Origin of the sequence: Streptomyces adustus (assembly GCF_009377175.1) — a bacterium.
Taxonomy (GTDB): domain Bacteria; phylum Actinomycetota; class Actinomycetes; order Streptomycetales; family Streptomycetaceae; genus Streptomyces; species Streptomyces adustus.
The window spans coordinates 1-5,175 of the sequence record NZ_VJZD01000404.1 but is presented as its reverse complement, the minus strand read 5'-3'; the positions used below and the strand labels follow the sequence as shown (position 1 = coordinate 5,175).

6 protein-coding genes are annotated in these 5,175 nt (G+C 72.7%); all 6 read right to left on the bottom strand.

Annotation, left to right across the window (positions count from 1 at the left end; all coding sequences use genetic code 11):
• Positions 1–80: 80 nt before the first annotated feature.
• Entirely contained in the window at positions 81–437 is a 357-nt protein-coding gene (locus tag FNH09_RS44440) for an MmcQ/YjbR family DNA-binding protein (RefSeq protein ID WP_152895555.1), read from the bottom strand.
• Positions 438–467: 30 nt separating this feature from the next.
• The gene (locus FNH09_RS44435; protein ID WP_162470038.1) at positions 468–1,007 is read right to left on the bottom strand and encodes a GNAT family N-acetyltransferase; all 540 of its coding nucleotides are present in this window, start codon (positions 1,005–1,007) and stop codon (positions 468–470) included.
• Complete coding sequence (locus tag FNH09_RS44430; protein WP_238427465.1) at positions 1,004–1,633, bottom strand: helix-turn-helix domain-containing protein; 630 nt, start codon at positions 1,631–1,633, stop codon at positions 1,004–1,006. The genes FNH09_RS44435 and FNH09_RS44430 overlap by 4 nt, the downstream gene beginning before the upstream one ends.
• Before the next feature lie 146 nt (positions 1,634–1,779).
• On the bottom strand, positions 1,780–2,682 hold the full coding sequence (locus FNH09_RS44425; protein WP_152895554.1) for a LysR family transcriptional regulator: 903 nt from the start codon (positions 2,680–2,682) through the stop codon (positions 1,780–1,782).
• A gap of 64 nt (positions 2,683–2,746) precedes the next feature.
• Positions 2,747–3,946 carry a glycine C-acetyltransferase gene (locus FNH09_RS44420; RefSeq protein ID WP_152895553.1) on the bottom strand — a complete coding sequence of 400 codons (1,200 nt, stop codon included), beginning with the start codon at positions 3,944–3,946 and terminating at the stop codon, positions 2,747–2,749.
• Positions 3,947–3,980: 34 nt separating this feature from the next.
• On the bottom strand, positions 3,981–5,009 hold the full coding sequence (tdh, locus tag FNH09_RS44415) for an L-threonine 3-dehydrogenase (protein ID WP_152895556.1): 1,029 nt from the start codon (positions 5,007–5,009) through the stop codon (positions 3,981–3,983).
• Positions 5,010–5,175 lie beyond the last annotated feature (166 nt).

Here is a 5,175-nt window from a genome sequence, read left to right as displayed (position 1 = left end):
GCCCCACCCCGGCCGGTCCGGTCCCGCCCCGCTTCCGCCGACGGATCATGCCACGCCGCACCGGCGACGCCCACGGGTTTTCAGTCGGCGGGACGTCCGAGCTCCGGGTGCTCCTCCAGCAGCCGGGGCGGTGCGGCCTGGCGCCAGGAGTCGGCGAGGATGTCCCGCAGTTCCTCCTCGTCCTCCAGCGCGGCCAGCCGGGTCCGCACCCAGGCGAACTGCGCCTCGTGGCCGGCGATCCAGAACTTCCCGGGCTCGGCCAGGACCAGCTCCTCGCGCTCCTCCTTCGGGCAGCGCACGGCGATGGAGGTCTCGTCCTCCGGCAGTGTGGCGAACATCTTCCCCGCGACCCGGAAGGTGGGCATGTTCCAGGCGGTCTTCTCCGTGGTGTCCGGCAGGGAGAGGGCGATACGGCGTACGTCTTCGGCATCCGGCATGAGTGGCACCGTAGCCGCTGCCACCGACAGTCAGCCCGCGCGGACCGTCCCGCCCACGTGCTTGTAGTAGAGGGTGGTCGGCCGGAGCACCCCGTCCGGGCTCGCCGCGTAGTCGGGGATCGTCCCGGCCCTGGTCCAGCCGGCGGCGCGGTAGAGCCGCTCGGCCGGGCTGTCCGTCTCCGTGTCGAGGTGCAGCAGGGTGATACCGGCTTCGGCGGCCGCCTGCTCGGCGGTGGCGAGCAGGGCGCGCCCGAGGCCCCGGCCGCGGGCGTCCCGGTGCACCATCAGTTTCACGAGTTCGGCGCGGTGCCGGCTGTTGGGCTTGTCGGCGAAGGCCAGCGTGACGGTGCCGAGCACGCGCCCCGCGTCCCGCGCCACCCACACCGCGAGCTGCCCGGAGCCGACCGCCTCGGCCCGCCCGCGCCACCAGGCAATCGCGTCCGTACGGTCGAGCGGTGCCAGGAAGCCGATCGAGGCGCCGCCGTGCACGGTGTCGGCGAGCAGGTCGGCCAGCTCCGGGACGGCGGCGAGCAGCCGGGGCGCGTCGAGCCGGGTGGTGGTCGCGGTCACGGCAGCACCACCGCCAGCACGTAGCGCACGTCCGCGTCCTGGGGGCACCGGAACCGCGTCGGCCCCCAGACCCGCAGCCGCAGGCAGTCACCGGCGTCGAGCCGGTGGGCGACGTCCTGGGCGGTCACCTCCAGGGTCCCTTCGAGCACCCAGATGTGCTGTTCCAGGCCGGGCACGGGCGGCCGGTCGTAGGCGATGTCGGCCCCCGCCGTGAGCCGTCCCTCGACGAGTTCACCGCGCAGCCCGGCCTGTGGCGGCGACACGGACCGTCGTACGAACCCGGAGGCCCGGTCCTCCCACACCGGTTGCTCGGCCGCCCGCACCAGCCGGGCGGGCTCCGCCTCCACCTCGCTGAGCAGCTGGGACATGGTCCGCCCGTAGACCGCGCACAGCCGGTTGAGCTGCGCGGCGGTGGGGCTGATCTCGGCCCGCTCGGCGCGGGACAGGGTGGAGCGGCTGACCCCGCTGCGCTCCGCCGCCTCGCCCAGTGACCAGCCGCGTTCGGCGCGCAGCTCGGCCAGCCGGGCGCCGAGCCGGATGTCCAGTCGGGCATCGGGGAGGGCATCGGGGCGGGCGTCGGCGTCCTGACCGTCGCCCGGTCCGGTCGTATCCACTTCCTGTTTCATACCGGAGAGGATATCCCAAATCAGGGACAGCATCCCAAATCTGGGACAGCCGTATCCCGAATCCGGGACAGCGAATGCGGCAGGACGGGAGATACGAGAGAGGGGGCCGGGGACGGGGACAACCCGAAAGCAGGGTCGGGCGCGGGTCAGGGCCGGGCAGCCTCGCCCAGCGCGTCCAGCACCGGGCGGATGAGCGGATGTCCCTCGGCTCCTCTGCGCACCGCCGCGAAGACCCGACGGGTGGGGGCCACCCCGTCGACCGGGCGGACGACCACACCGCTCAGGTCCATGCCGCGCAGCGCCGACCGGGGCACCAGGGCCACCCCGGCGTCGGCCGAGGCCAGCGCCACCACCGCGCGGAAGTCGTCCGAGGAGTGTTCGAGGCGGGGCTGGAATCCGGCGTTCTCGCAGGCCATGACGACCACGTCATGGCAGGGGTTGCCGGGGTAGGGGCCGATCCAGGGGTCCTTGGCCAGCTCGGCGAGCGGGACCTCGACGGTGTCGGCGAGCCGGTGGGCGACGGGGACGACCGCGTCGAAGGGCTCGGCGTACAGCGGGACATGGGTCAGCCGCGGGTCGTCGGCCGACGGGGCCCCGCGGTACTCGACGGCCACGGCCACGTCCACCTGCCGGTCCAGCACCATCGGGAGGCTGGCGTCGCCCTCCGCGTCCTGGACCCGGATGCGGATGCCGGGCGCCGAGACGGCGAGCCGGGCCACCGCGGGCGCGACGACCTGCGCGATGCCGGTGGCGAAGGCCGCGACGGTGACCGTGCCCGCCTCGCCCGAACCGTAGGCGGCGAGTTCCGCCTCCGCCCGCTCCAGCTGGGCGAGGACCGCGTTGGTGTGGCCGAGCAGGATCTCGCCCGCCGGGGTCAGCCGTACCCCCTTCGCGCTCCGCTCGACCAGGCGGTGACCGGTCTCCTGCTCCAGCGCGGTGAGCTGCTGGGAGACCGCGGAGGGGGTGAGATACAGCGCGGCGGCCGCCGCCGTGACCGTACGGTGGTCGGCCACCGCACGGAGGATGTGGAGCCGCCGCGCTTCGATCATGGGACCGATTCTCTCAAACGGAACGAGGTGTCCCGTTCCACCCGATCGGCCCTGGTGTCTCGGGTCAGGCCTCCAGCTCGGCGCGGGCCGCGACGAAGGCGTCGACCGCGCGGTTCACGTCGTCCGTGGAGTGCGCGGCGGACAGCTGGACGCGGATGCGGGCCTGGCCCTGCGGGACGACCGGGTACGAGAAGCCGATCACGTAGACCCCGCGCTCCAGCAGCAGTTCGGCCAGCCGTGCGGCCCGCGCGGCGTCGCCGATCATCACCGGCGCGATCGCGTGGTCGCCGGGCAGGACGTCGAAGCCCTCCTCGGTCATCCGGGAGCGGAACAGCGCCGTGTTCTCCCGCAGCCGCACTCGCAGGTCGTCCGCCGACTCCAGCAGGTCGAGGACCTTCAGGGAGGCCGCCGCGATCACCGGGGCCAGGGTGTTGGAGAAGAGGTACGGACGGGACCGCTGGCGCAGCAGCGCGACGATCTCGGCACGGGCGGCGACATAGCCGCCGGAGGCGCCGCCGAGGGCCTTGCCGAGCGTGCCGGTGATGATGTCCACGCGGTCCATCACGCCGTGCAGCTCGGGCGTGCCGCGGCCGCCGGGGCCGACGAAGCCGACCGCGTGCGAGTCGTCGACCATGACCATGGCGTCGTAGCGCTCGGCGAGGTCGCAGATCTCGTCCAGCGGCGCCACATAGCCGTCCATGGAGAAGACGCCGTCGGTGACGATGAGCTTGCGGCGCGCACCGCCCTCGCCGGCCTCCTTCAGCTGCCGCTCCAGGTCCGCCATGTCGCGGTTGGCGTAGCGGAAGCGGCGGGCCTTGGACAGCCGGATGCCGTCGATGATCGAGGCGTGGTTGAGGGCGTCGGAGATCACCGCGTCCTCGGCGCCGAGCAGCGTCTCGAAGACACCGCCGTTGGCGTCGAAGCAGGAGGAGTACAGGATCGTGTCCTCCTGGCCGAGGAACGCCGACAGCCGCGCCTCCAGTTCCTTGTGCACCTCCTGCGTACCGCAGATGAAGCGCACCGAGGCCATGCCGTAGCCCCAGCGGTCGAGGGCCTCGTGGGCGGCGGCGACGACCTCGGGGTGGTCGGCGAGGCCCAGGTAGTTGTTCGCGCAGAAGTTGAGGACCTCGCCGGGGCGGCCGCCCGCGGTGACGGCGACGGTCGCGGACTGCGGGGTGCCGATCACGCGCTCGGGCTTGTGCAGACCGGCGGCACGGATCTCGTCGAGGGTGGCGCGCAGGTCGTCGCGCACGGAGTCGAACATCGAAAGCTCCTTGGAAGAGGCGGGTGACTTGCGGCTACGCGGTCCAGTCGAGGATGACCTTGCCGCCGCGGCCGCTCGCCGCGTCGGCGAACGCCGCCTCGAAGTCGCGGTACCCGTACCGGCCGGTGATCACGGGGGACAGGTCGAGGCCGCCCTCCAGCAGGACCGACATCGCGTACCAGGTCTCGAACATCTCACGGCCGTAGATCCCCTTGATGGTGATCATCGAGGTGACGATGCGGGCCCAGTCCACCGGGAACTCCTGGGACGGCAGGCCGAGCATGGCGATCCGGCCGCCGTGCGTCATGTTCGCGATCATGTCGCGCAGGGCCTCGCCGCGCCCGGACATCTCCAGGCCGATGTCGAAGCCCTCGCGCAGGCCGAGGATGCGCTGGCCGTCGGCGATGGTGGCGTCGGAGACGTTCAGCGCGAGACTCGCACCGATCTTGCGGGCCAGCTCCAGGCGCTCCTCGCTGACGTCCGTGACGACGACGTTGCGGGCGCCGGCGTGCCGGGCCACCGCCGCGGCCATCAGGCCGATCGGACCGGCGCCGGTGATCAGCACGTCCTCGCCGACCAGCGGGAACGACAGCGCGGTGTGCACGGCGTTGCCGAACGGGTCGAAGATCGCGGCGACGTCGAGGTCGACCGGGACGCGGTGCACCCAGACGTTGGAGGCGGGCAGGGCCACGTACTCGGCGAAGGCGCCGTCGCGGCCGACCCCGAGCCCGACCGTGGCCCGGCACAGGTGGCGGCGTCCGGCCAGGCAGTTGCGGCACTTGCCGCAGACCAGGTGGCCCTCGCCGCTGACCCGGTCGCCCTCCTTGATGTCCGCGACGTCACGGCCGGTGGCGACGACCTCGCCGACGAACTCGTGTCCGACCACGAGCGGGGTGCGGATGGCCTGCTGCGCCCAGCCGTCCCAGGCCCGGATGTGCAGGTCGGTGCCGCAGATACCGGTCCGCAGGACCTTGATCAGAACATCACCGGGGCCGATCTCGGGCTCCGGGACGTCCATGAGCCACAGTCCGGGCTCCGCCTTCTGCTTGACCAGCGCCTTCAACGGTACGGCTCCTGTGGGTGAGGTCCCTGCCGCGGGCATGCCGAAGACACCCGCAGCCGGGGAGAGCAGTGGAATCGCCTAGCAATCTGCCGTATCGCGGTGCCCCGGTCCATCGAGGTTTTCTTAAGCGGCGCCACAGCTCTGCTTCACACCGGTCCGCCCCGCC

Coding starts and splice junctions, on each gene's coding strand:
- FNH09_RS44420 (WP_152895553.1), bottom strand. CDS start 3,946: ATGTTCGACTCCGTGCGCGACGACCTGCGCGCCACCCTCGACGAGATC.
- FNH09_RS44440 (WP_152895555.1), bottom strand. CDS start 437: ATGCCGGATGCCGAAGACGTACGCCGTATCGCCCTCTCCCTGCCGGAC.
- FNH09_RS44430 (WP_238427465.1), bottom strand. CDS start 1,633: ATGAAACAGGAAGTGGATACGACCGGACCGGGCGACGGTCAGGACGCC.
- FNH09_RS44425 (WP_152895554.1), bottom strand. CDS start 2,682: ATGATCGAAGCGCGGCGGCTCCACATCCTCCGTGCGGTGGCCGACCAC.